Origin of the sequence: Serratia sp. PL17, assembly GCF_017832355.1 — a bacterium.
Lineage (GTDB): Bacteria > Pseudomonadota > Gammaproteobacteria > Enterobacterales > Enterobacteriaceae > Serratia.
Map to the genome: position 1 here is coordinate 1 of NZ_JAFIBY010000013.1, position 23,845 is coordinate 23,845.

General features: G+C 51.5%; 29 protein-coding genes, 1 other RNA gene and 1 pseudogene. 15 read left to right on the top strand and 16 right to left on the bottom strand.

Annotated features, from left to right (window positions below; genetic code table 11):
• Positions 1 to 226 precede the first annotated feature (226 nt).
• Positions 227 to 565, top strand: a complete 339-nt coding sequence (bamE, locus tag JOE25_RS25505) for an outer membrane protein assembly factor BamE (RefSeq protein WP_037422134.1) — start codon at positions 227 to 229, stop codon at positions 563 to 565.
• A 113-nt stretch (positions 566 to 678) separates the two neighbouring features.
• Here bamE and JOE25_RS25510 read toward each other — a convergent pair whose 3' ends face one another.
• Both JOE25_RS25510 and JOE25_RS25515 read right to left on the bottom strand, forming a co-directional pair.
• Positions 679 to 963, bottom strand: a complete 285-nt coding sequence (locus JOE25_RS25510; protein WP_209640248.1) for an RnfH family protein — start codon at positions 961 to 963, stop codon at positions 679 to 681.
• Complete coding sequence (locus tag JOE25_RS25515; RefSeq protein ID WP_037422140.1) at positions 944 to 1,390, bottom strand: type II toxin-antitoxin system RatA family toxin; 447 nt, start codon at positions 1,388 to 1,390, stop codon at positions 944 to 946. The genes JOE25_RS25510 and JOE25_RS25515 overlap by 20 nt, the downstream gene beginning before the upstream one ends.
• 161 nt (positions 1,391 to 1,551) lie before the next feature.
• On the opposite strand from JOE25_RS25515, the gene smpB reads away from it, so the two are divergent.
• Together smpB and ssrA are read left to right on the top strand one after the other, a co-directional pair.
• Positions 1,552 to 2,034 carry an SsrA-binding protein SmpB gene (gene smpB / locus JOE25_RS25520; protein WP_020828274.1) on the top strand — a complete coding sequence of 161 codons (483 nt, stop codon included), beginning with the start codon at positions 1,552 to 1,554 and terminating at the stop codon, positions 2,032 to 2,034.
• Positions 2,035 to 2,083: 49 nt separating this feature from the next.
• Positions 2,084 to 2,447, top strand: a transfer-messenger RNA (tmRNA) gene (gene ssrA / locus JOE25_RS25525).
• A 537-nt stretch (positions 2,448 to 2,984) separates the two neighbouring features.
• Here the strand turns inward: ssrA and JOE25_RS25530 are convergent.
• Both JOE25_RS25530 and JOE25_RS25535 read right to left on the bottom strand, forming a co-directional pair.
• Positions 2,985 to 3,332, bottom strand: a complete 348-nt coding sequence (locus tag JOE25_RS25530; RefSeq protein ID WP_209640412.1) for a DUF6404 family protein — start codon at positions 3,330 to 3,332, stop codon at positions 2,985 to 2,987.
• Positions 3,333 to 3,531: 199 nt separating this feature from the next.
• Entirely contained in the window at positions 3,532 to 4,425 is an 894-nt protein-coding gene (locus JOE25_RS25535) for a LysR family transcriptional regulator (protein WP_209640415.1), read from the bottom strand.
• 107 nt (positions 4,426 to 4,532) lie between these two features.
• Between JOE25_RS25535 and JOE25_RS25540 the strand changes: the two genes are divergently transcribed.
• The 4 genes from JOE25_RS25540 to JOE25_RS25555 all read left to right on the top strand — a co-directional run bounded on the left by JOE25_RS25540 (position 4,533) and on the right by JOE25_RS25555 (position 7,995).
• Positions 4,533 to 5,276 carry an SDR family oxidoreductase gene (locus JOE25_RS25540; RefSeq protein ID WP_209640251.1) on the top strand — a complete coding sequence of 248 codons (744 nt, stop codon included), beginning with the start codon at positions 4,533 to 4,535 and terminating at the stop codon, positions 5,274 to 5,276.
• 237 nt (positions 5,277 to 5,513) lie between these two features.
• Positions 5,514 to 6,311, top strand: a complete 798-nt coding sequence (locus tag JOE25_RS25545; RefSeq protein WP_245210105.1) for an MBL fold metallo-hydrolase — start codon at positions 5,514 to 5,516, stop codon at positions 6,309 to 6,311.
• Positions 6,312 to 6,499: 188 nt separating this feature from the next.
• Complete coding sequence (locus JOE25_RS25550) at positions 6,500 to 7,294, top strand: AraC family transcriptional regulator (protein ID WP_209640256.1); 795 nt, start codon at positions 6,500 to 6,502, stop codon at positions 7,292 to 7,294.
• A gap of 68 nt (positions 7,295 to 7,362) precedes the next feature.
• On the top strand, positions 7,363 to 7,995 hold the full coding sequence (locus JOE25_RS25555) for a LysE family translocator (RefSeq protein ID WP_209640259.1): 633 nt from the start codon (positions 7,363 to 7,365) through the stop codon (positions 7,993 to 7,995).
• 138 nt (positions 7,996 to 8,133) lie between these two features.
• Here JOE25_RS25555 and JOE25_RS26630 read toward each other — a convergent pair.
• The 3 genes and pseudogenes from JOE25_RS26630 to JOE25_RS25565 all read right to left on the bottom strand — a co-directional run.
• Positions 8,134 to 8,202, bottom strand: a pseudogene (locus JOE25_RS26630) (hypothetical protein); the annotation flags it as partial.
• 79 nt (positions 8,203 to 8,281) lie between these two features.
• Positions 8,282 to 9,214 carry an alpha/beta hydrolase gene (locus tag JOE25_RS25560; protein WP_209640262.1) on the bottom strand — a complete coding sequence of 311 codons (933 nt, stop codon included), beginning with the start codon at positions 9,212 to 9,214 and terminating at the stop codon, positions 8,282 to 8,284.
• Entirely contained in the window at positions 9,214 to 10,134 is a 921-nt protein-coding gene (locus tag JOE25_RS25565; RefSeq protein ID WP_209640266.1) for an alpha/beta hydrolase, read from the bottom strand. The genes JOE25_RS25560 and JOE25_RS25565 overlap by 1 nt, the downstream gene beginning before the upstream one ends.
• A 136-nt stretch (positions 10,135 to 10,270) precedes the next feature.
• On the opposite strand from JOE25_RS25565, the gene JOE25_RS25570 reads away from it, so the two are divergent.
• Complete coding sequence (locus tag JOE25_RS25570; RefSeq protein ID WP_209640270.1) at positions 10,271 to 11,170, top strand: LysR family transcriptional regulator; 900 nt, start codon at positions 10,271 to 10,273, stop codon at positions 11,168 to 11,170.
• Positions 11,171 to 11,357: 187 nt separating this feature from the next.
• Complete coding sequence (locus JOE25_RS25575) at positions 11,358 to 12,209, top strand: aldo/keto reductase (protein ID WP_209640273.1); 852 nt, start codon at positions 11,358 to 11,360, stop codon at positions 12,207 to 12,209.
• A gap of 115 nt (positions 12,210 to 12,324) precedes the next feature.
• On the opposite strand, the gene JOE25_RS25580 is transcribed toward JOE25_RS25575, so the two are convergent.
• Positions 12,325 to 13,218, bottom strand: a complete 894-nt coding sequence (locus JOE25_RS25580) for a LysR family transcriptional regulator (RefSeq protein WP_209640276.1) — start codon at positions 13,216 to 13,218, stop codon at positions 12,325 to 12,327.
• A 325-nt stretch (positions 13,219 to 13,543) separates the two neighbouring features.
• Here JOE25_RS25580 and zinT point away from each other — a divergent pair, with 325 nt between their 5' ends.
• A complete protein-coding gene (gene zinT / locus JOE25_RS25585) occupies positions 13,544 to 14,194 on the top strand; it encodes a metal-binding protein ZinT (protein ID WP_245210106.1) in 651 nt (216 codons plus the stop codon).
• A gap of 225 nt (positions 14,195 to 14,419) precedes the next feature.
• Here zinT and JOE25_RS25590 read toward each other — a convergent pair whose 3' ends face one another.
• The gene (locus JOE25_RS25590) at positions 14,420 to 14,872 is read right to left on the bottom strand and encodes a GNAT family N-acetyltransferase (RefSeq protein ID WP_209640282.1); all 453 of its coding nucleotides are present in this window, start codon (positions 14,870 to 14,872) and stop codon (positions 14,420 to 14,422) included.
• 139 nt (positions 14,873 to 15,011) lie between these two features.
• On the opposite strand from JOE25_RS25590, the gene JOE25_RS25595 reads away from it, so the two are divergent.
• Positions 15,012 to 15,746 carry a class I SAM-dependent methyltransferase gene (locus tag JOE25_RS25595; RefSeq protein WP_209640284.1) on the top strand — a complete coding sequence of 245 codons (735 nt, stop codon included), beginning with the start codon at positions 15,012 to 15,014 and terminating at the stop codon, positions 15,744 to 15,746.
• 78 nt (positions 15,747 to 15,824) lie between these two features.
• Here the strand turns inward: JOE25_RS25595 and JOE25_RS25600 are convergent, their stop codons facing one another.
• Both JOE25_RS25600 and JOE25_RS25605 read right to left on the bottom strand, forming a co-directional pair.
• Positions 15,825 to 16,331, bottom strand: a complete 507-nt coding sequence (locus JOE25_RS25600; RefSeq protein ID WP_209640287.1) for a DUF1543 domain-containing protein — start codon at positions 16,329 to 16,331, stop codon at positions 15,825 to 15,827.
• 105 nt (positions 16,332 to 16,436) lie between these two features.
• Positions 16,437 to 16,715, bottom strand: a complete 279-nt coding sequence (locus tag JOE25_RS25605; RefSeq protein WP_209640290.1) for a GNAT family N-acetyltransferase — start codon at positions 16,713 to 16,715, stop codon at positions 16,437 to 16,439.
• Positions 16,716 to 16,946: 231 nt separating this feature from the next.
• Here JOE25_RS25605 and JOE25_RS25610 point away from each other — a divergent pair, with 231 nt between their 5' ends.
• The gene (locus JOE25_RS25610) at positions 16,947 to 17,360 is read left to right on the top strand and encodes a DoxX family protein (RefSeq protein WP_209640293.1); all 414 of its coding nucleotides are present in this window, start codon (positions 16,947 to 16,949) and stop codon (positions 17,358 to 17,360) included.
• Between the two features lie 61 nt (positions 17,361 to 17,421).
• On the opposite strand, the gene smrA is transcribed toward JOE25_RS25610, so the two are convergent.
• Entirely contained in the window at positions 17,422 to 17,994 is a 573-nt protein-coding gene (gene smrA / locus JOE25_RS25615; protein ID WP_209640296.1) for a DNA endonuclease SmrA, read from the bottom strand.
• A 173-nt stretch (positions 17,995 to 18,167) separates the two neighbouring features.
• On the opposite strand from smrA, the gene JOE25_RS25620 reads away from it, so the two are divergent.
• Both JOE25_RS25620 and JOE25_RS25625 read left to right on the top strand, forming a co-directional pair.
• On the top strand, positions 18,168 to 18,506 hold the full coding sequence (locus tag JOE25_RS25620) for an MbeD/MobD family mobilization/exclusion protein (RefSeq protein ID WP_209640299.1): 339 nt from the start codon (positions 18,168 to 18,170) through the stop codon (positions 18,504 to 18,506).
• Between the two features lie 66 nt (positions 18,507 to 18,572).
• On the top strand, positions 18,573 to 19,019 hold the full coding sequence (locus JOE25_RS25625) for a DUF1198 family protein (protein ID WP_209640302.1): 447 nt from the start codon (positions 18,573 to 18,575) through the stop codon (positions 19,017 to 19,019).
• A 27-nt stretch (positions 19,020 to 19,046) separates the two neighbouring features.
• Here the strand turns inward: JOE25_RS25625 and JOE25_RS25630 are convergent, their stop codons facing one another.
• From JOE25_RS25630 to JOE25_RS25640, 3 genes are all read right to left on the bottom strand, one after another.
• A complete protein-coding gene (locus tag JOE25_RS25630) occupies positions 19,047 to 19,385 on the bottom strand; it encodes a DUF2002 family protein (RefSeq protein ID WP_037422190.1) in 339 nt (112 codons plus the stop codon).
• 102 nt (positions 19,386 to 19,487) lie between these two features.
• Positions 19,488 to 20,678 carry an MFS transporter gene (locus JOE25_RS25635; RefSeq protein WP_209640305.1) on the bottom strand — a complete coding sequence of 397 codons (1,191 nt, stop codon included), beginning with the start codon at positions 20,676 to 20,678 and terminating at the stop codon, positions 19,488 to 19,490.
• A gap of 94 nt (positions 20,679 to 20,772) precedes the next feature.
• Positions 20,773 to 21,786, bottom strand: coding sequence for an AraC family transcriptional regulator (locus JOE25_RS25640; RefSeq protein WP_209640307.1), 1,014 nt, complete (start codon positions 21,784 to 21,786; stop codon positions 20,773 to 20,775).
• A gap of 129 nt (positions 21,787 to 21,915) precedes the next feature.
• On the opposite strand from JOE25_RS25640, the gene JOE25_RS25645 reads away from it, so the two are divergent.
• Entirely contained in the window at positions 21,916 to 22,956 is a 1,041-nt protein-coding gene (locus JOE25_RS25645) for a dienelactone hydrolase (protein WP_209640309.1), read from the top strand.
• Here the strand turns inward: JOE25_RS25645 and JOE25_RS25650 are convergent.
• Positions 22,916 to 23,812: a LysR family transcriptional regulator gene (locus JOE25_RS25650; RefSeq protein WP_209640312.1), complete on the bottom strand. Its 897-nt coding sequence runs from the start codon at positions 23,810 to 23,812 to the stop codon at positions 22,916 to 22,918. The genes JOE25_RS25645 and JOE25_RS25650 overlap by 41 nt on opposite strands.
• Positions 23,813 to 23,845 lie beyond the last annotated feature (33 nt).

Consider the following 23,845-nt stretch of genomic DNA (forward strand, 5'->3'; position numbering starts at 1 on the left):
AGCCAACACCGCGACAACGTGAAGGATCACGGGTATACCCAATAGATTTCACGTTGTAGCAAGGCGGCAACCAAGGGAATCCCCGGGAGCTTAGTTAACTAAGTGACTGGGGTGAACGAGGGCAGCCAACACAGCGACAACTTGAAAGATGAAGGGTATAAGGGTTTCCAACAGCACCAAGGTCTATTATCATCGGCAACCTATGCCCTAAAGGAATGTGATTACTATGCGCTGTAAAACGCTGACTGCCGCCGCTGTAGTTCTTGTGATGCTGACTGCAGGCTGTTCTACTTTTGAGAAGGTGGTTTACCGGCCTGACATCAACCAAGGGAACTACCTGACGTCAACCGACGTAGCTAAAATTCAGAAAGGTATGACCCAGCAACAGGTCGCTTACACATTGGGTACCCCAATGCTGCAGGACCCGTTCGGTACTCAGACATGGTTCTATGTGTTCCGTCAGCAACCAGGCCATGAAGATATCACTCAGCAGACCCTGACGTTGACCTTCAACAGCGCTGGCGTGTTGACCGATATTCAGAACAAACCTGCGTTGACCAAATAATCAGCGGGGAATTATCGTCCGGCCCATGAGGGATGCGTCACGTTCTTCATGACAGTCACAGGCTGCAACTCGGAAGATAACATTCTGATAAAAAATAAGGCGCATTCAGCGCCTTATTTTTTTGCCTTTTCTGCCCGTTGGCGGCGCAGTTCTTTAGGATCGGCAATCAAGGGGCGGTAAATCTCCACCCGGTCGCCATCGTTGAGCACATCACCCAACTTGGCTGGTCGGCTATAGATGCCCACCTTGTTACTTTGCAGGTCAATGTCACTACGCACTTCAAGCAGCCCAGAGGCAATTATCGCCTGTTCAACGCTGCTGCCTTCTGCCAGCGTGACATTGCGCAGATATTGGCGTTCCGGCAGGGCGTAAACCACCTCAACCCGTATATCTGACACTGTAAACCTCTTTTGCCCGCTGGGTGAATGCTTGCACCATATTGCCGGCCAGCTCTTTAAACACCTTTCCGAATGCCAACTCGATCAGCTTGTTGGTAAATTCGAAATCGAGGTGCAGCTCAACCTTGCAGGCTTCCGGGCTGAGCGGCGTAAAATGCCAGCCCCCCATCAGCTTACGGAAGGGACCATCCACCAGTTGCATATTGATGCTCTGGTTATCCAGCAGCGTATTACGCGTAGTAAACGTTTTGCTGATACCGGCTTTGGCAACATCCACTGCGGCGGTCATTTCATTGTTGGACGCGTCAATCACCCGGCTACCGGTACAACCAGGCAGAAAATCGGGATAAGAGTGAACATCGTTTACCAACTGATACATCTGCTCGGCGCTGAACGGCACCAACGCAGACCGACTGATCTGGGGCATATCATTTCCTGTGAGACACAAAACATACAAATCATATCATTTATCTATCAGCAAACAAAAAATCTGCTATGCAACGAAGGGGCCAAAAATGCGAAAAATTGCGCAGGTGCTGAGCGGTAAAGGATTTCTTTCGCTGGCGCATCCAGTATAATGAACACACTATGACAAAGAAAAAAGCACACAAACCCGGTTCTGCCACCATTGCGCAAAACAAGCGAGCGCGTTTCGAATACTTCATTGAAGAAGAAATCGAAGCGGGCCTGTCCCTGCAAGGGTGGGAAGTAAAATCGCTGCGTGCCGGCAAAGCCAACCTCAGCGACAGCTACGTAACATTCCGCGATGGTGAAGCCTATCTGTTTGGCGCCACTATCACGCCGCTTAGCGTGGCTTCGTCGCATGTGGTTTGCGATCCGACGCGTACCCGTAAACTGCTGTTGAACAAACGCGAGCTGGATTCATTATTCGGCCGTGTTAACCGCGAAGGTTATACCGTGGTTGCCTTGTCCATGTATTGGAAAAATGCCTGGGTCAAAGTCAAAATCGGCGTAGCCAAAGGCAAGAAAGAACACGATAAGCGCGATGACATCAAAGATCGTGAATGGCAGACGGCGAAAGCCCGTATCATGAAGCACGCAAACCGATAAGCCTCTGGCTTAACGGGCTAAACTTCTGGTATACTGTACAAAGTTACTTGGGGCTGATTCTGGATTCGACGGGATTTGCGAAGCCCTAGGAGCATGCCGAGGGGCGGTTGGCCTCGTAAAAAGCCGCAAAAAAATAGTCGCAAACGACGAAAACTACGCACTAGCAGCTTAATACCCTGCTCAGAGCCCTCTCTCCCTAGCCTCCGCTCTTAGGACGGGGATCAAGAGAGGTCAAACCCAAAAGAGATCGCGCAGATGTCCTGCCTGGGGCTGAAGCGTTAAATCCAATCAGGCTAGTTTGTTAGTGGCGTGTCCATCCGCAGCTGACCGGCGAATGTAAAGATTGGACTAAGCATGTAGTGCCGACGGTGTAGTAATTTCGGACGGGGGTTCAAATCCCCCCAGCTCCACCAAATAGGTCACCGGTGACCCCAGATAGATCTGGTGACAATAACGAAAAAGCCCGCAATTCACGTTGCGGGCTTTTTTGTGTCTGTAGCTCTCCAAGAATACCCAATCAAACCTTCGGGTTATTGGTATACGTTTAGGTATGCCAATCATGGAAGAATCCTTACACAGTGCAGACTACAGGTCCCCTGCCCCATACCGAAATGCGCTGAGCAAATAACGTTACGATCGTTTTTGCCGATCAATAGACTTTTATTGATCTGCCGAACCCATTGGACGCTGTTGCGTAGGGCCGCTTATAGTCGAGCTGTACAAACCGCATACACCCAACACCGGGGAACCCCGTAGCGGTAACTACTCAGGCCTGCATTGCAGGCCTTTTCTTTGCCTGATATTTCGCCCTGCCGCCCATCCACAGGGTAAATCCATCGCCCACTGGTCACTGCTTAATTATTTGTTTTTAAAAAACTAAAATCAAAAGTGAACACTGAGAACAATTTTTCTATAAATCTTTTTTTTCTGGCGTTTGGACCATTGCCCTGTCAGAGACTCTTCCAGTCAGGCAGTTTGTTGGCCCGCTTGCGCCAAGAGTGGATTAACGCCATGAATAAACCAAACAACAAACCGGCAAAGAGGGCATTTAACACCTCGGTTAGTATACTGACACCTTCATTTTTCCAGCGACTAAACCACATAAGAATACCCCATAGCGGGCCAAACCAGACGGCAAAGAACAATGTATTCAGCCAGAAGGGGGCGAACGGTGGCGGTGGCATTTTACCCCCCATCATCCAAAACAGGCGCAAGATCGGCGGTGCATAATTGCTCCGCCACATCTTTTTATCTTCCATCAGGGCTATTGCTTTTTTCTTCTTATCTTCAAATACCATCATCCGAATCCTTTCATTGGGCATCTATAGAGACCGTATAATAATAGGCCTTATCCAGAGTCAGCCATAGCGTGAAATGAATGAACGTTCAGCCCTCTTGTAGCAAGGCAGATATTACCGTCAGAAGCACTTCGAGAACCGGCCCAGGCCGGTTGGGTAATCCGTGCCTGGTTCGCGAGGTTCGATAACCTTGACGCATCTAGCCCTGACTCAATTTTTTGAAAAGATAATCAAAAACCAAACGCACTCTCATTGGATAAGGGGTCTGATGTGTGTGGTAGAGATTGACCGGCCACGGAGGCGGTGCATCGTCACGGAGAACGGAGACCAACTCACCTGACGCGATGTGGTCTTCTACCAAATACTCCGCCAGTTGGGCAAACCCTAAACCGGCGAGTACCGCTTTGCGTTCAATATCGGGTGTGTCAGTGACAAATGCGGCGGATTTCGGATAGAAATTGCGTTTTTGACTAAACTCCCAGGGCCAGTAGCGCCCGGTTTTACGGTTAAGCAGCGCCACAATCGGCAGGCGGGCAAGATCATCAACGTTGGCAGGTGGCGGCATGTTTTCAAGCAGCTTCGGTGATGCAACCAGATGGAAAGGCATGGTACAGGGTTGGCGAACGATGCAGGTTTGGTCATGCAAAAAGCCTATGCGTATGCCGATATCGATTTTTTCATCAACCAGGTCGCTGTGTATATTTGACAGGTGGAGTTCGAGCGTAATTGCGGGATACAAACGTGTAATCTCCGCCAATATTGGCATGATGATTTCACTGCCATAGGTATGTGGTGCCGTGATGCGTACAACGCCATTGATATCTTCTGTACTCTTCTTTTTTTCCTGAAACAGCCTGTTCATCTGTTCCATGGCTATTTTTGCCTGCTCAAAAAAACCGAGGCCAAAATCTGTGAGCTTTACGCTTCGGGTGCTGCGGTGAAATAGCTGCTCCCCGAGCAACGACTCTAACTCTTTGATGGCTCTTGTGACTTTTTGCGGGGAAATACCAAGCCTGGTCGCCGTGTGTTTAAAGTTCATCTCCTCTGCGGCACAGCAGAAAATACGTAATGCTTCTTGTCTGTTTTGCACCATCACCTCTTTATTCCAAAAAATGGAATTCTAAAAGCATAACACTTCCATTTACTGATTTTAAACTGCGGATAAAGTATTCGCACAGACAAATACAGGAGAAAAGAAAGATGAACAGTATTGCAGGTAAAGTCGTCGTGATCACCGGCGCCAGCAGTGGGCTTGGTGAAGCAACCGCAAAACACCTGGCTGCAAAGGGGGCCACGGTAGTCGTTGCGGCACGCAGAAAAGCGCGTCTTGATGCGTTGGTCCAGCAAATCGTTGATGCCGGAGGGAGCGCATTAGCGCTGCAGGTGGATGTGACAAACCGCCTGGATGTCGAAGCGATGATCGCCCAGGCCGTAAAGCAATTTGGCAAGATTGATGTATTGGTCAACAACGCAGGGCTAATGTCGATCGCCCCGCTCAATGCCGTGAAGGTTGATGAGTGGGAGCGAATGATCGATATCAATGTGAAAGGGGTGCTTTACGGCATCGCCGCGACGCTGCCGCTGTTCGAAAAACAGCAATTCGGTCATTACATCACTATTTCGTCCATCGCCGGCAAGAAGGTATTCAGTCCCGGAGGGACGGTCTATAGCGGCACAAAATTCGCGGTAAGCGCCATAACCGAAGGTTTACGCCATGAAGTCGGCGGGAAGATCAGAACCACCACCATCTCTCCCGGCCTGATCGACACTGAATTGAAGATGGGCAGCTCGCACGCAGAAAGCTCGAAGGCCGTTGTCGAGCTCTATCAGAGCCAGGCGATTTCTGCCGATGCAATCGCGCGTGCCATAGCGTATGCGATCGAGCAGCCTTCAGACGTGGACGTAAGTGAAATTGTTATCAGGCCGACAGTGCAAGAGTTCTAAATCATCGGTAGGAAGATTCAACGTTCATTACCCCTATTTCATAGGGGTTCTTAGGTATTTTTTCTTACATTAACGAGGTCTTCTATGCGTCGCAATATACTCATTGGCGCGTTTCTCGCCGTTTTTTCCGCTGCTTCAACCGCCATGGCGCCTTTTTCTAAAATAGAAAATCCCGGGTTCTACAGGATAATGCTTGGCGACTTCGAAGTGACGGCGTTGTCTGACGGAATAAGCCCGATGCCCGCAGATAAAATATTGATCAACACTCAGTTGAAGCAGCTCGAAAAGGCGATGGCGCTCAATAACCTGTCGTTACCCTTGCCGACATCGGTGAATGCCTATCTGATTAACACCGGAGGCAAGTTGATTTTAATCGACGTTGGCACCGGCATGCTGCATGGCGAAACGCTGGGCAAGATGATGAAAAATTTAAATGCTTCGGGCTATAAGGCGGAACAGGTGGATGAGATTTATTTAACCCATTTACACCCCGATCATGTGGGGGGACTGATGGCGCAGAATAAAATCGCTTTCCCGAACGCCATCGTCAGAGTGGAGAAAGAAGAAGTCGCTTTTTGGCTTAGCGAAGAGAAAAAACAACAGGCGGAAGAGAAAGATAAGCGCTTCTTTGATGCCGCATCCGTTTCATTAAAGCCTTACGAAACGGCGGGAAAACTGAAGACGTTCGAAGGCGATAAGGAATTAACACCGGGTATTTCGGCTATCGATACGCGTGGGCACACGCCAGGACACAGCGTGTTTGCCGTCGAAAGCAAAGGGAAAAAGATGGTGATACTGGGCGATATGATCCACGTCGCTTCCGTACAATTCCCTGACCCGAATGTCGCTATCGCCTATGATATTGATGTCCCTGCCGCCGTTGCACAGCGCAAGAAGCTGTTTGACAGTCTTGCTCAGCAAAGAGCACTTGTCGCGGGCGCGCATCTGTCCTTCCCTGGCCTGGGCTACATCAGTAAAAGCGGTGATGGCTATGGCTGGCACCCTTTAAACTACGGCGCAATGAATCAACATTAATCTGCCCGATAGTTAATAAAGAATGAATGCGAACATGATGTTATGGGGCCGAATGGCCCCTTTTTTATGATGCAAAGGACACATTTTCAATGTTGAACCGCTGGCTTTCACGCTGCGTGTTGTGTGTTATTTTGGTCACCGGTGGCAGCGGTTAAGCAGGTAGAAAGGCTATGGGGAATTCGGCATTCATGCATCGTTTTGACGCGTTGGGCGGGCTTGAGCTGCTCATTGCAGATTTTTCGGACCACCGATTTGACGTGCACTGGCATGATACCTGGTCGATTGGCGTTGTCCTGCGCGGCGCCAATAACAACAGTGCCAAAGGCGACGCCGAGGGTATCGTCTGCCGTGGGCAAATCAGCGTCATCTCCCCAGGGCAGATGCATGCCGGGACCACTCTGGGTGTAGAGGGTTGCCACTATTTTATGTTTTATCCCAGCCACGAGATGCTGCTCGGCGCAGCGGAGAGCATGGGAATGCAATTACCTACGATCAAGGGAAAGCACATCGAACATGCGGTTTTAGCCAAAAAATTGTGTGAAACCGCTACGGTATTAACTGACATGCAATCTAGCCATTTTGATCGTGAAGTGGCCTGGAGCCACTGTGTGGCGGAGCTGCTCCAGGTGTTTTCCCCGTGGCAGTCATTGACTGAGGCTGGCGACATCACGCCAGGTTTGCGAAGGGCAAAAGAGTATCTGCACGATCATAATGCGCAGGAAGTGCGTCTGGATATGCTGGCGCAGGCAGTCGGCATATCGAAGTTCCACCTTTGCCGCCAGTTCTCGGCAAAATTTGGTTTATCGCCGAGTCGCTATCAGCGGCAGCTTAGATTGCAACAGGCTAAGGCCTTGCTTTCCAGGGGCGGAGACATCGCGGAAATCGCTATCGCTTGCGGATTTGCCGATCAGTCGCACATGGGCAGAATATTTAAGTCGACGTACGGCGTCACGCCGCGTAGCTACCGCGATCGGCGCATTTGAGCAATATCGTTCTATCTCACCGACGAAGAGGCGCTAAGAATATGCCTTTTTGACGACGAGAAGAAAACATGTTCATCGATCTTTCCACGTTGGGTTTATTTGCTCTTTCGGCTGCCGCGCTAACGCTTATTCCGGGTGCCGACATGCTTTGCGCATTGTCTAACGCCATCAGCCAGGGAACGAAAGCGGGGCTAATCACCGTATTTGGCGCTGTCACTGGGGTGACGTGTCACATCGGTCTTGCGATTGCCGGCGTTACGGCGCTGATCGCCTCTTCGCCTGTGTTATATGGTTTTTTTGTCGTCGGCGGCGCGCTCTATATTATGTGGGTAGGCTTTGGCATCTTTAACAACAAAAACGCGATCAGCCTTCAAAACAACAGCGAGCGGAAAAGCCTGCATAAACTTTATTCGCAAGGATTACTGACCAACTTGCTGAACCCTAAAGCCATCATCTTTACATTGGCATTTATCCCGCAGTTCATTCGGGTTGAAACGGGCATGCCGGGTATGCAGATGCTGATATTGGGCATTGAGCTCATCGTCATTATGTTCCTCATTGAAATTCCCCTGGTATTTCTGGCAGGTAAAATTGCAATGAAAATAAAAACCAGCCCGGCAATCGGTATCTATATTAATAAGTTCTTTGGCGCCGTCATTCTGGCATTGGCCGTTGCCATTCTGGCCACGCGATTGCTCTAGGGTCTTAAATAGGCAGATTGGCAGCGTTGTTCGGTAGATAAGGTTTAATCTAGCCCGGAGCCTCTATCACGGCCTTCGCCTGAAGATCAGATCCTGGCCCTCCCCCGCCAAGTTGGCATAGACAAGATCCTGCCCCTACAGGGCCTGTTCGAGAACCGACGGGTTCAACACGTCGCCCATGATCACCCGGCGGTTTGCCGGGTGCGGGTGTCGAATATTTCCAGGGTCGCGAACAACCCGGCTGCTGGCGCCACAGTCAGCCCCCTACTCATAGAGGCGTCTGGTCTTATCCCAGGTGTGCGGCAAAAAACGGCAGCACCCTGGCCAGTGCTTCACGAACGGCTTCGGGTTTGTCATACAGCTCGTAATGTGAAAAATCAGGCAAGGAAACCAGTTCGCGCTGCTTCGAGATTGTTGCTCGTCCATAAATCTCCATGCCATCGCGATAGGCGCCAAAGGCACCGACTTTCTCTCCGACAACAACCATCACTGGCTGCGTCAGTAACACCTCAGCATACGCAAAGGCATCCCAGGCCAGCGTTTTCTGAGCATGCGAAAACAGCATTCGCGTTGCGCCACCGGGTTGTTGACCGCGAGATGTCTTGTAGTAGTCAGTGGCTTCATAGACATCACGCTCGGTCAGCCCATGGGCTTTCGCCATATCAAGACTGGCAGGTAGCAGTTCGTTAATGTGAAGCTCGCCCCCTTGGGCTTCGATTGTGCGCTGTGCAGCCATCGCATTCAGAGCACCAATCGGGTCGTAATTACTGAAACCTTCGCGGAAAAGTCGGCCGATATTAACGCCGGTAATGCTCACTACGGCCTTGATTCGTTTTTCTGTCAGGGTGGCATTGATGGCATAGCCGCCACCGCCGCAGATACCCAACACGCCAATAAGTTCAGCATTGACGTAGGGCAGAGTGACGGCGTAATCAATCACTCGGCTAATATCCTCTACACGCTGGGTCGGATCTTCTACCCAACGTGGAGTACCACCAGACTGCCCCTGGAAACTGGCGTCATAAGCGATAACGACATAACCCGCTTCAGCCAGCGCTTTGCCGTAAACATTGCCGGATGTCTGCTCCTTACAACTGCCAAAAGGATGGACGCTGATAATCGTCGGGTATTGTCTGGACTCATCAAAATCCAATGGGAACTGAATATCGGCGGCAATGTGCCAGGCCATGTCGGTATTCTGAATATGCACATGTTTCATTACAGTGTTCCTTTAAAGAACGGGGCTAATACCGAAACCGCTTCAGCGACGTACTCTTTACCGTCATACAGTTCCATGTGGTTAGCGCCTTCCACAATGTGATAGCGCTTGTCGGTGCTTGAGGCACGGTCATACAAATCGTCACTCATCCATTTACTCCCAGCCATGCTGCCCGCCACAACCTGTATCGGCTGGGTCAGATAAACTTCGGCCATAGAGTAGGCATCATAGGTAATAATCTGGTTCAGGCTGCGCAGCGTGGCGAACCCAGGAGCGGTTGGATATTGCGCGCGTGGCGTATGGTAATATTCCCAGGCTTGGCGTAATTCTTCGTTTGGGGCATCGGACTCTTTCATGGGTGCCAGTGGCATGGTGGTATAGTTACCACTGGTAATATCACCGGTACGGGCATTTGAGCCCGCCTCTACGTACGGCAGTGCGTCAATGGATTTCACATTGTTTTCCCAGCCGTTACGGAACATCGAGCCAATATTTACCGCACTTACGGTACCTATCGCTTTGATGCGACGATCCTGAATTGCAGCATTTGCGGTATAACCCGCACCAGCACAAATCCCCATTGCCCCCACTCGCGCATTGTCGACATACGGCAGCGTGGTCAGATAATCAATCACAGCGCTAATGTCTTCGGTACGAATATACGGATTTTCTAACTGACGCGGCTCACCGCCACTTTCCCCCTGGTAGGATGCGTCGTAGGCAATGGTCACAAATCCATTTTCTGCCAGCTTTTCAGCATAGGTTCCGGCAGTTTGTTCTTTAACACCGCCACCCGGGTGGGAAACGACGATAGCCGGATACTCACGGTTCTCATCAAATGCTGGGGGGAAATAGATCACAGCAGATAAAGAAATAGTCGGGATATTGGTATTAGTGAAGCTGATTTTCTGGTTCATCATCCGGTTCCTCATAGGGCTTCGGTTAGCAGTAACGCCTGGTGATATCACTATAGTCATTGACCATTAAGATGATTAGACCCAAAATCACGATAGGACCTATCATTTAAATGATTAATTAACGAGAATAAAGGCAGAGATGAAGCGTGATGAGATAGCGGATCTGGTGGCATTTGTGGTCGTCGCTGAAGAACGCAGTTTTACCCGGGCCGCGTCTCGTCTGAATATGGCGCAGTCGGCATTAAGCCAGATTGTCCGGCGCATTGAAGAACGACTGGGGTTTCGTCTTTTGACGCGAACGACCCGCAGCGTTGTAACCACCGAGGCCGGAGAGCAACTGTTGTCCGTACTGGGTCCTATGCTGCATGATCTTGATTCTGCCGTGGCCTCTCTGGGGGATTTACGCGACCGACCTTCCGGCACGATACGTATCACAACGGTTGAACATGCAGCAAAGACCATACTGCTGCCTGCCATGCACAATTTGTTGAAATCTCACCCCGAAATCAATGTACAACTCATCATCGATTATGGCCTGACTGACGTGGTATCTGAACGTTTTGACGCCGGTGTACGCCTGGGTGGCGAAATGGACAAAGATATGATTGCAGTGCGTATTGGGCCTGATATTCCAATGGCGATAGTGGGTGCGCCAGATTATCTTGCGCGACGGGGAACCCCAACATCTGTCGCGCACTTGGTCGATCACCAGGCTATCAACCTGTATCTTCCGACATCAGGTACCGCAAACCGCTGGCGACTCATCCGCGGGGGGCGAGAAGTCCGGGTTCACATGGAAGGTCAACTACTGCTAAATACGCTAGATTTGATTGTTGATGCCGTACTTAACGGACACGGGCTGGCCTACCTACCTTATGACCAGGTACGGAATGCCATTGAAGAAAAAAAACTGATTCGCGTTCTGGAGAAATTTACCCCTGATTTGCCTGGATACCACCTGTACTATCCACACCGGCGCCATCCTGGCTCTGCCTTCTCCTTATTCATTGATGAGCTCAAATATAAGGGATCTGCTTAGCCACGCTTTGTGATGATATGTCTCACATTCTGAGCCCGCCAATGAACCACATTGCAACCTCCGCGATTGGCACCAGGCGCCGGCATAATTAATGAATATGTCTAATAAACCCTAGTTAATTACCCCATCTAATCGAATAAACCGCTTTGCGTTATGCTTTCCTACACAACAGCTGAAGGATAACGTCATGCAAACTGTAAAACTGAATAACGGCATTGAAATGCCCCTGCTGGGTTTTGGCGTGTTTCAGATGTCTGATGCCGCCGAATGCGAAAGAGCCGTTATTGACGCCATCGATACAGGATACCGCCTGATCGATACCGCCGCGTCTTACCAGAATGAAACCCAGGTCGGCAACGCACTGAAACAGAGCGGGATCGCACGTAACGAACTCTTTGTTACCACTAAACTTTGGCTACAGGGTACCCATTACGAAGGTGCTAAAGCGCAGTTCGAACGTTCTCTGAACCGACTGCAACTGGACTATGTTGACCTGTACCTGATTCACCAGCCATACGGTGATGTGCATGGTGCCTGGCGTGCAATGGAAGAACTCCAACAGGCAGGCAAAATTCGTGCAATAGGCGTCAGTAACTTCCACCCTGACAGGCTAGCCGATCTTATCGCCTTCAACAAAGTGGCCCCTGCGGTCAACCAGATTGAAGTAAACCCCTTCAACCAACAATTGCATGCCGCTCCCTGGATGCAAAGCCGTGGCATTCAGACGGAGGCCTGGGCACCCTTTGCGGAGGGTAAAAATGGTCTGTTCCAACACCCCGTGTTAACGGCGATTGGCCAAAAATACGGAAAAAGTGTAGGTCAGGTTGTTCTGCGGTGGATATACCAGCGCGGCATCGTTTCGCTGGCAAAATCAGTGCGAAAAGAACGCATGGAAGAGAACATCAATATTCTCGATTTTGAACTCAACTCTGCAGATATGCTGCAGATTGCCGCTCTTGATACAGCCACCAGCGCATTCTTTTCTCATCGCGATCCAGCCATGGTTGAATGGCTGACTGGCCGCAAACTCGACGTTTAAGCCAGGACAAAAGAAGCGCTTATTGAATGCAAAAAATGTTATCCGGGTATCTCTGGATTCGGTTACATGGCGCTTCGTTAAAACTCAGGCGGGTCCGCTGCACATTGCGGAGCCGCTATTGCGAGTACCTAAGCGCATCGATCATCAGCGCAAAAGCAGGTGGGTGCTGTTTGCGGCTGGGGTAATAAAGGTAGTATCCGGGGAAAGAAGGGCACCAGTCCTGCAGAACCTGAATAAGTTCTCCTGACTTTACATGATCCTGAACCACATCCTCGGGAACACAGGCGATGCCAAAACCCGATAACACCGCATCGATCCTTTCCGCCAGCAGATTAAACGTTACCTGTCCTTCAACTCTCACACGCAGCGGCTTCCCTTCTCTCTCAAACTCCCAGTGATAAAGGCCACCGGCAGTCGGCAAGCGCATATTGATGCAGCGATGATTTTGTAGCTCATGCGGCGTTTCAGGCGCAGGGTTAGCTGCAAAATATGACGGTGCGCCCACCACGGCCATTCGCATATCCGGACCAATCTTCACAGCGATCATGTCTTTATCCACGCTTTCGCCCAGGCGGATCCCGGCATCAAAGCGGCCATCGACGATATTGACGAAGCCGTTATCGACCAACAACTCGACATTGATTTCCGGATATTCCTTGAGAAAGGGTTTTAGCTTCGGCCATACCAGACTCCGCGCAGCGTGTTCTCCCGCAGATAAACGGATGTTGCCGGAGGCTCTGCCATTCAGTTGCAAAAGCGACTCCAGCTCCTGCTCAAGATCGGCAATACGAGGTTCAAGGCAGGCAATAATTCTCTCGCCGGCTTCTGTGGGGGCAACGCTTCGCGTGGTTCGGGTTAAAAGACGGAGATTCAGTCGTTCTTCCAGAGCTTTCATGGCATGGCTAAGGGCTGACTGGGAAACACCAAGCTTACCAGCAGCTTTGGTAAAACTTCGCTCTCTTGCCACCACGAGAAAGATTTGGAGTTCATTGAAGTTTTCTTTGAGCATTGTTATTTCCTTGTTCAAGCATCGCCCCCCAAAGAGAACTTATGAAGGGTATTCATAGACACTTAATTTTAGCCCCGTTACTGACAATAATGATAATTGAAATGGGCCATCCCCCCATGACTCTTGCCAGAAATCAACGCAATGAGGCGTTACCTGCTGATGCCGGATTCTAAAATCGCCCCTCGGAAAATACTGATGATGGGTTCGTTGGCAAACGCGTCTTTGTGGAGGGATACCTCAGGTAACTGAAGATCGCATTGAATCAGTAATTGTTATGTTATATTGTAACGTTTTGTTTTTTTGCAATCCTAAGGAGAGTGATATTTTGGGACGTTATCTTGGTAAACTTTCATTGGCGCTGGGTGCGTTCTTGGTGTGTGGCTACGTGTCAGCCCATGGCCATCATTCGCATGGCAAACCTTTGACGGACATCGAGCAGAAGGCCGCTGTCGGTGTTTTCGATGATAAGAACGTGAAGGATAGAAGCCTGTCGGATTGGGATGGCGTATGGCAGTCGGTTTATCCTTATTTGCAAAATGGGGACCTTGATCCGGTGTTCAAGAAGAAGGCAGAAAAAGAACCGGGTAAAACCTTCGAACAGATCAAAGCGTATTACCGCAAAGGGTACGCTGGCGATATAGACACTATCGGGATTGAAAACGGCGTTATGGCCTTCCATAAAGGCAACGAAGAGAGCTCCTGCAAGTACGACTATGCCGGCTATAAAATCCTGACTTACACCTCGGGCAAAAAAGGGGTTCGCTACCTGTTTGAATGTAGAGATGCCGGTAGCCAAGCGCCGAAATATGTTCAATTCAGCGATCACACCATCGCGCCACGCAAATCGGCCCATTTCCATATATTTATGGGGAATACATCCCAGGAAGCATTGCTGGCGGAAATGGATAACTGGCCGACTTACTACCCCTTCCAACTGACAACGGAACAGGTTGTCGACGATATGCTTCATCACTGAAAGTGATGATAGATCGGGTGACAATAACGAAAAACCCGCGACCCAGGTTGCGGGTTTTCTTACGGCAGCGCTAACCCGCCTGGCAACTCACCGCGAGTGATTATTCATTCACCGCTTACCGAGCCGGTGGAACTGATGCAGCATCCTTTGATCTCAGCAAGCTGTCACCACCATGACCAGACACCCTGATGAAAACCCTGCTATTCAATAAAGGTGGCCCTATCCTCACAGCGTCCGCGTATACACCCTCGACGCCTCCCCCCAGGGGTGATAACCCAGCCCGTTAAAGGCAAAACCCTGCTTTTCGTAATAACCTTCCAGATCGGTGCACAAATGTAGCTGTGGAAACCCCAGTCTGCGCGTCTCCGCGGCCACATGATTAATCAACAATGTGCCATAACCGCACCCACGGTGCGCGTCCTCCACATACAGCGCACATAGCCAAGGATAGAGTTCGCCCCGGCTGATAAAATCATTGGTGATCAGCCCCGCACAGCCAAGGATCTCAGTCTTTTCCATTAACAAATACCACTGAGGTAACGGGTTGGCTGCACCAATACAGCGGGAGATAGCATCCTCATACATTATCAAGGTCTCCTCCGACGCCCACTGTTGCTGGAAGTAGCGAATAGCCTGTTGTTTAAATTCGGGTGACTGACGCACCGAAATAATGTCCATCTCAACACCTGTTATTTTTCATTATCTGGTCGGTTTAAAATTATGCAGCAATGCCTCTGTTTTAACACCCGTTTATATTGGAAAACAACGCCATCAGCGCATACCATGGCGGAGACACAACCCCAATACAGGAATCGTAATGGCTCAAAATATTTATGATAATCAGGCATTTTTCGATGGATATGCACAGCTTAACCGTTCCGTGAACGGCTTGGACGGTGCGCCGGAGTGGCCGACCATCCGCAGCATATTGCCGGATTTACACGGAAAGAAAGTGGTCGATCTGGGCTGTGGTTATGGCTGGTTTTGCCGCAGTGCCCGTGAACAGAACGCTGCCAGCGTCCTGGGCTTGGACCTATCGGAAAAAATGCTTAACCAGGCACGGACATTGACACAGGATGACGGCATTGAATACTGCCAGCAGGATCTGGAGCAGCTTCAACTTCCCCCTGCTTCCTACGATTTTGCCTACAGCTCACTGACGCTGCATTACATAGACGATCTGGCCCGGTTGTTTGCTACGGTCTATCAGGCACTGGTGCCCGGTGGTCAGTTTGTCTTCACCGCCGAACACCCCATTTATACTGCGCCGCAGCATCAGGGCTGGTTGGTGGATCAGAACGGGCAGAAATCCTGGCCGGTCAATGGTTATCAGAAAGAGGGCCAACGGATCTCAAACTGGCTGGCGGAAGGTGTGATCAAACAGCATCGTATGCTCGGCAGCTACATTAATCTGCTGGTACAACAAGGTTTTGTCGTCACCTACCTCAATGAATGGGGCCCTTCGGCGCAGCAAATAGCAGAAAACCCGGCGCTCGACGAAGAGAAAGAGCGCCCGATGCTCTTTATTCTCGCCGCACATAAGCCCACATAATTACCCGGCACCGCATAAATGCTTACTCTATCCAATATGGGGAGGTCACCTCCCCCATGAGATCCTCCCCAGGTGGCATTATGCGCCTATTGGCAAATATCCCTGCCACAGCGGCCGTGCCGGTTCCCCTTGCGCATTGGCCTGCAGATGAACATGGTACCCCTGCAGTGAGTGCAGCAGCAGGCAGTCGTCGACGTCCGCCAAATCATCCTTATGCTGTTGGAAACTGCCGGTCAGCAGCACCTGCTTGGCTTTTTCTTTGGCCTCATCGGCATTGTGTGCCACAAACAAGCCAAACTGATGCAACTCAGCCAGCTCGTCACTGCGGTAGCCCCCCACATTGACAAAGAACAGCTTCTCGGGACCGTTAAAGGGGGCTGGATGCAACATTACGTCGTAGCCATCCGCCCATTCAATACGCGCATAGCCATCAATATGCACCTTGCTCTTATCCCCAAACCATTTTTCTCGCAGTAAAGGGTGAGCCTCTTCAGGCTGGTCTGCTGCGACAAACTGCACATCGTGCAGTTCGATATTGGCGCCCGGCGCCGTGCCGCCCACATAGAACATCAATAGTCCCGGCATTATCGTGTTATCTCCCTGTTTTAATAATCGCTATATAACATAATATATAACGATTATTCTGCCAACCACCACAACGCTCAAGACAGGTTTACACCAGCAAGGCCGTTACGCGCGGATATCCTGGTAGTCGGGGGTCGTATCGAACTCGTGTTTGGCAAACGGGCACAACGGAATAATTTTACGGTTTTCCGCGCGCATTTTCGCCACCACCAACGCCACCAGCTTTTTACTCACGCCCTGGCCTTTCAACACCTCGTCCACCCAGGTGTGATCGATAATCGTTAATTTATCCCCACTCGGCACAAAGGATATCTCTGCGATCATTTTTCCCTGCGGATCGTTTATATAGAAACGTTTCTCATCTGCCAGAATTTCAAAATCCATAAAGTTATCCCATCTTAAAAATACATAAATTTATACCCTATAGATTTCAAGCTGCAGCTAGGCGGCCAGCTCGCTCATCCCCAGGCGCTTACTTGAGTAAGTAACTGGGGTGAGCGAGTGCAGGTAACAACACTGCAGCTTGAAAGATGACGGGTCTAGAACAAATCTGATATTAGTCTACTATTTAATCAGTAACACGACATAATTTTGACAGTGGCTAAGGAGTTCAAAATGGGTGAAAGTTCAAAAGACGGCGTTATTCTGCTATCCCGAATATTATTGATGATTTTGTTTATTATTTTCGGCTGGATGAAGTTAACCAACTTTGGTGCAAGCGTTACGTCAATGGAAGGGTATGGCACACCAATGCCTTATTTGGCGGCCATTATCGCTGTAGTCGTTGAATTCTTTTTTGGCATCGCACTTATTCTCGGGTTATTTACCCGTCCTATCGCGGTTATTTTTGCTGTCTATGTCCTCGGTACCGCATTTATCGGTCACCCGTTCTGGAAAATGACCGGCATGGAAATGATGGGCAATGAAATAAACTTCTTCAAAAATATCAGCATAATCGGCGGGCTGTTGTTACTGGCCGTCACCGGTGCCGGGCGTTATTCACTGGATTATAAGTTCTTTGGTAAATAATTTTCTTCAGCCGGCAGCCGCAACGCTGCCGGTTGTTCCTGCCACCTCCTCAACTCCCACGCTAGCGGCTGCGTTTGGCATGACGTTCGAAGTTATCAAGCCTGGCCTGCGCTGACTTGCGCAATGTGACGTAACAAGCCCCGTCGCCCCCATCACGCGGTAGCGCTCGGCAAAAAGCCTGTACCTGTTCAAACTGCGCCAACCATTTGGCGATAAAACTGCGGATTATGTTGGCGTGGCTCTCATTCCCCCGCCCACGACCATGAACAATCAGCAACGAACGCAGGTTTTGCTTTTCCGCCTGCAAAATAAAACGGAACAGGGCTTCTCGGCACGCCTCTACCGGCTGTTTCAGTAGATTAAGGCTGGCCTGCGGTGGGTAGCGGCCATGGCTTAGCTTATCCAGTACGCCTTGCTGAATGCCCTCGCCTTTGTATTCCAACGGCAGCTCGCAGGGGATCAGTTCGAGAAAGCCGGTGCTGAGAAAGTTTTCCTGTCGCAGCGCCTGCTCTTCACGACGCACACTTTTGTCCGTCTTCTCCAGCGGCTTAAGGTATAGCGTCTGGGAAGTGCTGGATAACGGCGTCACATCCGCCATCGCCTGTTCAAAAAAGTCTTTGTCTTGTTTGCTCATCTCACTGCCACTCTTGGACCTAAGCCTTCAACGCTTGGGATGACCCTGATTGTAAAACGCCTCACCCCAGTTGCAAGCCGGGAATTTTCCGCAATTGTCGTCAACGGGTGAGGTTCTGTGCAGTTTTCGTTATACTGCTAAACCATTATTGAGTGCCGCAAAGGATCGATCCCATGAAAATGCGCGAGCTGGAAACCCAGTTTCAAAATGCCATGAGCGAGTTGCAGGCCAGCTTCGAAAGGCAGCACCGTGAATGGCAGCACAGCTATCAGGCACTGCAGCAGTTGCTGGAAGAAGCTAAACAACGCGAAGTTGCATTACGTATGCAAAATGAGCAGCTGGTGCGCAAGCTGAGCACCGCCAGCTCCGTGCCGGAGCAGCACGCGTTGGTCAAGCAAATCAAAATGCTGGGCGCCCATCTGGATGCACTGGCCAAGGATGCAGCCACCTTCAACCACCACCTGCGCAATCAACAGCGGGCAGCCGACAATTTCAGCGGCGAACAGCGTTGACACCGGGCGCTGTCGCACAGCGCCTCCTGCCAAATACTGGCGTTCTGAGAGTGTAATAAATCATAAATGACCTGGATCATCATCGCTGCCCTGATCGTTGTATTTATTATTGGTTACCGCATTTTGACTTCCGATACGCGCAAAGCCATCGACTCTCTGGCCCACTTGCTGAAAGTAAAACCGATGTTGGTTGAATCGATGATTCAGGAGATGGGCAGCCGTAACAGCCAAACCTTTATCCGCGTTTTAAACAACGGCTACACCGAAGAGATGCACCAGGCAGCCTATTTGCTGTTTATCTATCTGACCTTTATCAAACAGGCGGATGACCACCAGATTGCCCTGTGGCGGGAAACGCTGATGCGGGCAGGACTATCGCCAGAGCTGCATGCCGAACACACTGAAGCCGCCCTGTTTTACTTTACCGAACTGGATATAGACGCCTTCGAATTGGCGCAGTTTCGGCGCGCGTACAACGAGCGTTTTAATCAGGACGCTATCGCGAATGGGTGAAAGTGTCCCCCGCAGGCGGGGGAGGCATTACTGAAACATGCTGTAGATATAGCGCGAAAGCGCATCACGCGAGCTGAAGCCGTGTGGAATGCCGTAGCGCGCACTCGGGGCATCACTGCTTAAATCCAGGGGAAACTCAAGGTACTGATCGCTGGTGCGCACCGGCGAGGTCGGCGTGGCGAAATGCACGCTTTTCTCTTTCAGTGCAGGGTGGATCACCAACGCGGTTCTGCCCATCCGCGCTTCACGATTCACATACACGTAGTGCTCACCCTTGCGGTAACCATAAGACTGGTCGGTGACATAATCACGCTCAAAGCCAGTATTCTCCAACACTCTAGCCACTTCATCCGGCCGTAAATACATCGATTTCTCCTCTCGTTCTGGACCGCTGAGCGACCTTACCGCAATCATGAGATGAAACAATAAATTTTTCGGTATGAATGTGGGTTTAGGAATAATCCTTAACTATATATTTTGCCGGTTTAGCAGCAGCAAACGCAGCGTCAGCAGAGCGCCCATAAACACCATCAACGCAGCCGCCAGATAGATTGATGGCACCCCCGAATGGCTCATCAACAACCCCGCCAATGGCCCGGTGATCCCCAGCGCCAAATCAAGAAACGCGGAGTAAGTACCCAGCGCGGTGCCCTGATTTTGCTGTGGCACTTGCTTCACCGCCTCCACGCCCAACGCGGGGAAAACCAGGGAAAAACCGGCTCCTGCCAGCAACGCGCCGGCCTGCACCATCAGCGGATCCGTCGCCAGCCAAATCAGCAGCAGCCCGGCAATCTCAATCAGGAATGACACCAACGTCACCGTTAACCCACCGTGACGATTGATGGTATTACTGAAAATCAAACGAATGCCGACAAAAGCACCACTGAACAACGTCAGCGAGAACGCGGCACCGCTCCAGCCTTTATCAGCATAGTAGAGGGTGATAAAGGTGGCGATAACCCCAAACCCCACGGTGCCCATCGCCAGCCCCACGCCGTAGGTCCAAATACGCCCCAACACCGCGCTAAAGGCAATGCGTTTACCGGCAGTGATTGAAACGGTGGGTTTAGCGCTCGCCAGCCACAGTGAAACCGCCACCGCCAACACGATTAACGCCGCTACCCCGGCCAATCCCCAGTGCTGGTTGAGGTAAACACCGAGCGGCGCCCCAGCCGCCATCGCACCGTACGTTGCCACCCCATTCCACGAGATAACCCGGGCGGTATGCAGCGGCCCCACCAGGCCAATCCCCCACAGCGTAGACCCCGTACTGGCAAAGCTTTCGCCGACACCGAGAAATACCCTGCCGACGCACAGCAGGATTAAACTCAACAACGGCACCCCGCCGAACCAAAAAGCCAGGGCATAAAACAGACCGCTCACCCCGCAGCAAGCCAGCCCGAACAACACCACTTTTTTCGGCCCAAGCTGATCGGCATAGCGCCCGGCATGCGGTCGACTAAATAAGGTAGCGAAATATTGGGCGCTGATGATCAGACCGGCCAACACCGAGTTGTACCCCAAATCGTTATGTACAAACCCAGGCAACACCGCCAACGGCAGGCCAATGGTCAGGTAGCAAACGAAGGTGAACATCACGACCGACAAAATACGTTTATTCAGTTGGAGATTGTTTTCTTTGGAACTGATTGCGGTCATCAACGGTGGCTCGCATCGAACGGGGTAGGCAACAGCGTTCAGCATACCCCGATGGGATCCGATGATAAATGTGAGAGTTATAACGAATTATTATTTAACTACGCGTTTGTTGCCTGCGCCATTCGCTCGGATTGACGCCATAAATGCGTAAAAACTCACGGTTAAAGTTCGACTTGGTGGTAAAGCCCGCCGCCTGCATGATCTCGGTGATCGAACGGTCATCGGCAAGCAACCACTGCGCCGCTTGGCAAATACGCAGTTGATTAACATATTGCGACACATTCATGCCCGCATGCCGATTGATGGCTTGTGACACACGGCGTGCCGGTAAGCCAACTTTTCGCGCCAGCCGCGCCAGATTCAGTTCTGGTTCCAGATAAAGGTCATCATGTCGCAGCCGTTGCTGTACCTGCGCAAACCACTCGGCCAGCCGTTCTTCATCCTCTGCGGCATCTTCCGTGGGCTCTGGCAGTGCATCCACCGGGCTTTCCGAGGGTCGGCTGCGGGCCAACACCAGGCAGAGGCTCAATGCCACCAGCACATTAACGAGGGTGGCCATCCAACCGGCATGTCGCCCATCAAACAGTGAAAAATCGAGTGTGATCACCAGATCGGCTATCGCGACCGCGATCAGTAACATGCCCAAACCGCGCCACAACCGATAACTGAGCCAACTGTCCGCCAGCGCCACCTGCTGCAGGCTGTTCTCACCACGCCGCAGCGCATACAGCAGCGCCACGCCATAGCCCAGGTCAGTGCCAACGATCAACGTATCCAACCAAAAAGGCGCGGCCAAACTCGCCAACAACGTCAGGCACAGTGGCATCAGGTGCCACAGTTCTCGCCGCCTTAGCCTGCCTTGGGTACTGGCCAAAAAAGCCAAATACGTTAGCGTGGGGATCGCCACTGCGCTCAAAGGTTGCAACCCATTTAATTGAGCCAGGCCGTAGCCGTAACGGATGCCCACCAGCACACTTTGCCAAGCACACAACAGCAGCAATAACTGAAAGACCCAGCGTTGCGCATGTGGTCGCCCCAGCCGATACAGCAGCCCCAGGCACAATAAACCAAACAGAAAAGTGAGCGGAATAAGCGGCATCGTCAGCATCTTGTTGTCTTTACACAGAACCGACAGTGTACTGTTAAAACAATCATTTAACGACCCGGATCGCGATCGAGGTCGCCGGGCAGCCCCGCCAATGTCACTCTCTCGACGTTGATACATTGAGGAGTGAAAATGAAAAGAGCATTGTTGTTATTGTGGGTCTTATGTGGTGCCGCGAGCGCCACCCCTTACCAGGTTGCCACCCGGGATGACGTCTTTCAGGACGGTCCACGTACGTTGACCAGCCGAATTTACTACCCCACCACCGAGACAGGTTCCCCCCAGCTCATCGGTGCGAATCCGGTCTTTACCGGCATTCAAAGCCAGCCTGATGCACGTATAGCCAATGGGCGCTTTCCGCTGATCGTGATCAGTCACGGTAGCGGTGGTAATAACAGCAGCCAGGCCTGGCTGGCAGCCGCTCTTGTCCAGCAAGGCGTGGTCGTGGTGGCGGCTAATCATCCCGGTAGCACCACCGGTGACTCAATCCCCGCACGCTCCGCCAAGCTGTGGTTACAGACCGACGATATTTCTGCCTTGATTAGCGCCATCACGGCAGATCCCCACTGGGCTAAGGCCATTAATCATAAAGCCATTGGTGTTATCGGCCACTCGAAGGGCGGTTACAGTGCGATTGCCATCATCGGTGGTCGAGTCCGGCTCACCGATTTCATTCGCGGTTGCCAGCAAGCGCCACGCTCGCCCAACTGCCAGTTTTATACTCGGGCCAAGGTTGATCTGGGTACCCTCTCCACCCAGCAATTTGATGCAGACTATACCGACCCGCGCATCCGCTTTGCCGTCGCCCTCGATCCCGGTATGGTGCCTTATCTGCTGCCTGCCAGCCTGCATCAGCTCAGCGCCCCTTTATTGATCGTCGAACCTCAGCGTTTCGAGCCAGACGGCCAGATCCCCGGCCTTGGCGGTGCCGCGCTGGCCAAAGAGGCGGGGCAGCAACCGATTCACGCACTACTGTTGTCCAGAGGCAATCATTTCGATTTTACTCCGCTTTGCCAGCCCAATGGACGTCAAATCCTGGCAGAAGAAGAGAAAGATGCGGAGGTGTTATGCGCTTCTTCCAACGCGCAACGCGAATGGGTACACCAGCAAACGGTGGCTAGCATTCTGAGCTTTATTCACCCCTGGTTACCTGTTCACGCAGAAAATCAATAAACGCCCGTACCTTTTCCGGCACATGGCGGGTATTGGGGTACAGGGCATAAATACTCTGTTCAGGGAAGCTGTGATCTGGCAACAAATGACACAGTTTTCCTGATGCTATTGCCGGCTGTACCAGCCACGCCGGCAGCAGTGCCACTCCAGCACCATGCAGGGAAAACGCGAGCAGCGCAGAAGCGCTGTCGCCCATTAGCGTGGCAGTGTCTTCAACTTTGAACAACACCGCTTGCCGTTCTGGCGTCACAACCTGCCAGCTCAAGGGCGAGCTGAGGCGACTGTGGGCGATCCACTGCGCCTGCGCCAATTGGGTTAATGACTCAACAGGATGTCGCGCCAGATAGTCCGGCGACGCGACCGGCAAGATGGCAAAACTGTCCAGCAGAGCCGCCCGGTGGCTAGAATCTGCCAGTTGCCCCAGGCGGATAGCCACGTCAAAGCGCTCTGAAATCAAATCGGCATGATAAGAAGAGGAAACGTGTTGAATGCGCAAACGCGGATGCAGGCGGGAAAATGCCGCCAATGCCGGCACCACGACCTGAGCCCCGTATTCAGGCGTGGTTGTGATGCGTAAGACACCACTTAACCCGTGGTGATCGCGGCGTACGTCGTCCAACACATTCTCGGCATCTTGCAACAAGCGCAGGCAGCGCTGATAAAAGCGTTCACCCGCATCGGTAAGTGCCAGCCGCCGGGTGCTACGCACCAGTAAGGATACGCCTAGCTCACTTTCCAACTGTTTGACGTTGAAACTCACCACCGCCTTGGTTTGCCCGAGCGCTACCGCAGCAGCGGTAAAACTGCCGGCGTCCACCACCGCCACAAAGATAGCCAAACGCTGCAGGTTAAGCATGTTACCGCCCTTTATTGTCAAAATTATTTTGAC

Bases quoted from the DNA above. Each gene is read 5' to 3' on its own strand.
- bamE (WP_037422134.1), top strand. From the start codon at position 227: ATGCGCTGTAAAACGCTGACTGCCGCCGCTGTAGTTCTTGTGATGCTG.
- JOE25_RS25515 (WP_037422140.1), bottom strand. From the start codon at position 1,390: ATGCCCCAGATCAGTCGGTCTGCGTTGGTGCCGTTCAGCGCCGAGCAG.
- smpB (WP_020828274.1), top strand. From the start codon at position 1,552: ATGACAAAGAAAAAAGCACACAAACCCGGTTCTGCCACCATTGCGCAA.
- JOE25_RS25530 (WP_209640412.1), bottom strand. From the start codon at position 3,332: ATGGTATTTGAAGATAAGAAGAAAAAAGCAATAGCCCTGATGGAAGAT.
- JOE25_RS25535 (WP_209640415.1), bottom strand. From the start codon at position 4,425: ATGGTGCAAAACAGACAAGAAGCATTACGTATTTTCTGCTGTGCCGCA.
- JOE25_RS25540 (WP_209640251.1), top strand. From the start codon at position 4,533: ATGAACAGTATTGCAGGTAAAGTCGTCGTGATCACCGGCGCCAGCAGT.
- JOE25_RS25545 (WP_245210105.1), top strand. From the start codon at position 5,514: ATGCCCGCAGATAAAATATTGATCAACACTCAGTTGAAGCAGCTCGAA.
- JOE25_RS25550 (WP_209640256.1), top strand. From the start codon at position 6,500: ATGCATCGTTTTGACGCGTTGGGCGGGCTTGAGCTGCTCATTGCAGAT.
- JOE25_RS25555 (WP_209640259.1), top strand. From the start codon at position 7,363: ATGTTCATCGATCTTTCCACGTTGGGTTTATTTGCTCTTTCGGCTGCC.
- JOE25_RS25560 (WP_209640262.1), bottom strand. From the start codon at position 9,214: ATGAAACATGTGCATATTCAGAATACCGACATGGCCTGGCACATTGCC.
- JOE25_RS25565 (WP_209640266.1), bottom strand. From the start codon at position 10,134: ATGATGAACCAGAAAATCAGCTTCACTAATACCAATATCCCGACTATT.
- JOE25_RS25570 (WP_209640270.1), top strand. From the start codon at position 10,271: ATGAAGCGTGATGAGATAGCGGATCTGGTGGCATTTGTGGTCGTCGCT.
- JOE25_RS25575 (WP_209640273.1), top strand. From the start codon at position 11,358: ATGCAAACTGTAAAACTGAATAACGGCATTGAAATGCCCCTGCTGGGT.
- JOE25_RS25580 (WP_209640276.1), bottom strand. From the start codon at position 13,218: ATGCTCAAAGAAAACTTCAATGAACTCCAAATCTTTCTCGTGGTGGCA.
- JOE25_RS25590 (WP_209640282.1), bottom strand. From the start codon at position 14,872: ATGGACATTATTTCGGTGCGTCAGTCACCCGAATTTAAACAACAGGCT.
- JOE25_RS25595 (WP_209640284.1), top strand. From the start codon at position 15,012: ATGGCTCAAAATATTTATGATAATCAGGCATTTTTCGATGGATATGCA.
- JOE25_RS25600 (WP_209640287.1), bottom strand. From the start codon at position 16,331: ATGCCGGGACTATTGATGTTCTATGTGGGCGGCACGGCGCCGGGCGCC.
- JOE25_RS25605 (WP_209640290.1), bottom strand. From the start codon at position 16,715: ATGGATTTTGAAATTCTGGCAGATGAGAAACGTTTCTATATAAACGAT.
- JOE25_RS25610 (WP_209640293.1), top strand. From the start codon at position 16,947: ATGGGTGAAAGTTCAAAAGACGGCGTTATTCTGCTATCCCGAATATTA.
- smrA (WP_209640296.1), bottom strand. From the start codon at position 17,994: ATGAGCAAACAAGACAAAGACTTTTTTGAACAGGCGATGGCGGATGTG.
- JOE25_RS25620 (WP_209640299.1), top strand. From the start codon at position 18,168: ATGAAAATGCGCGAGCTGGAAACCCAGTTTCAAAATGCCATGAGCGAG.
- JOE25_RS25625 (WP_209640302.1), top strand. From the start codon at position 18,573: ATGACCTGGATCATCATCGCTGCCCTGATCGTTGTATTTATTATTGGT.
- JOE25_RS25630 (WP_037422190.1), bottom strand. From the start codon at position 19,385: ATGTATTTACGGCCGGATGAAGTGGCTAGAGTGTTGGAGAATACTGGC.
- JOE25_RS25635 (WP_209640305.1), bottom strand. From the start codon at position 20,678: ATGACCGCAATCAGTTCCAAAGAAAACAATCTCCAACTGAATAAACGT.
- JOE25_RS25640 (WP_209640307.1), bottom strand. From the start codon at position 21,786: ATGCTGACGATGCCGCTTATTCCGCTCACTTTTCTGTTTGGTTTATTG.
- JOE25_RS25645 (WP_209640309.1), top strand. From the start codon at position 21,916: ATGAAAAGAGCATTGTTGTTATTGTGGGTCTTATGTGGTGCCGCGAGC.
- JOE25_RS25650 (WP_209640312.1), bottom strand. From the start codon at position 23,812: ATGCTTAACCTGCAGCGTTTGGCTATCTTTGTGGCGGTGGTGGACGCC.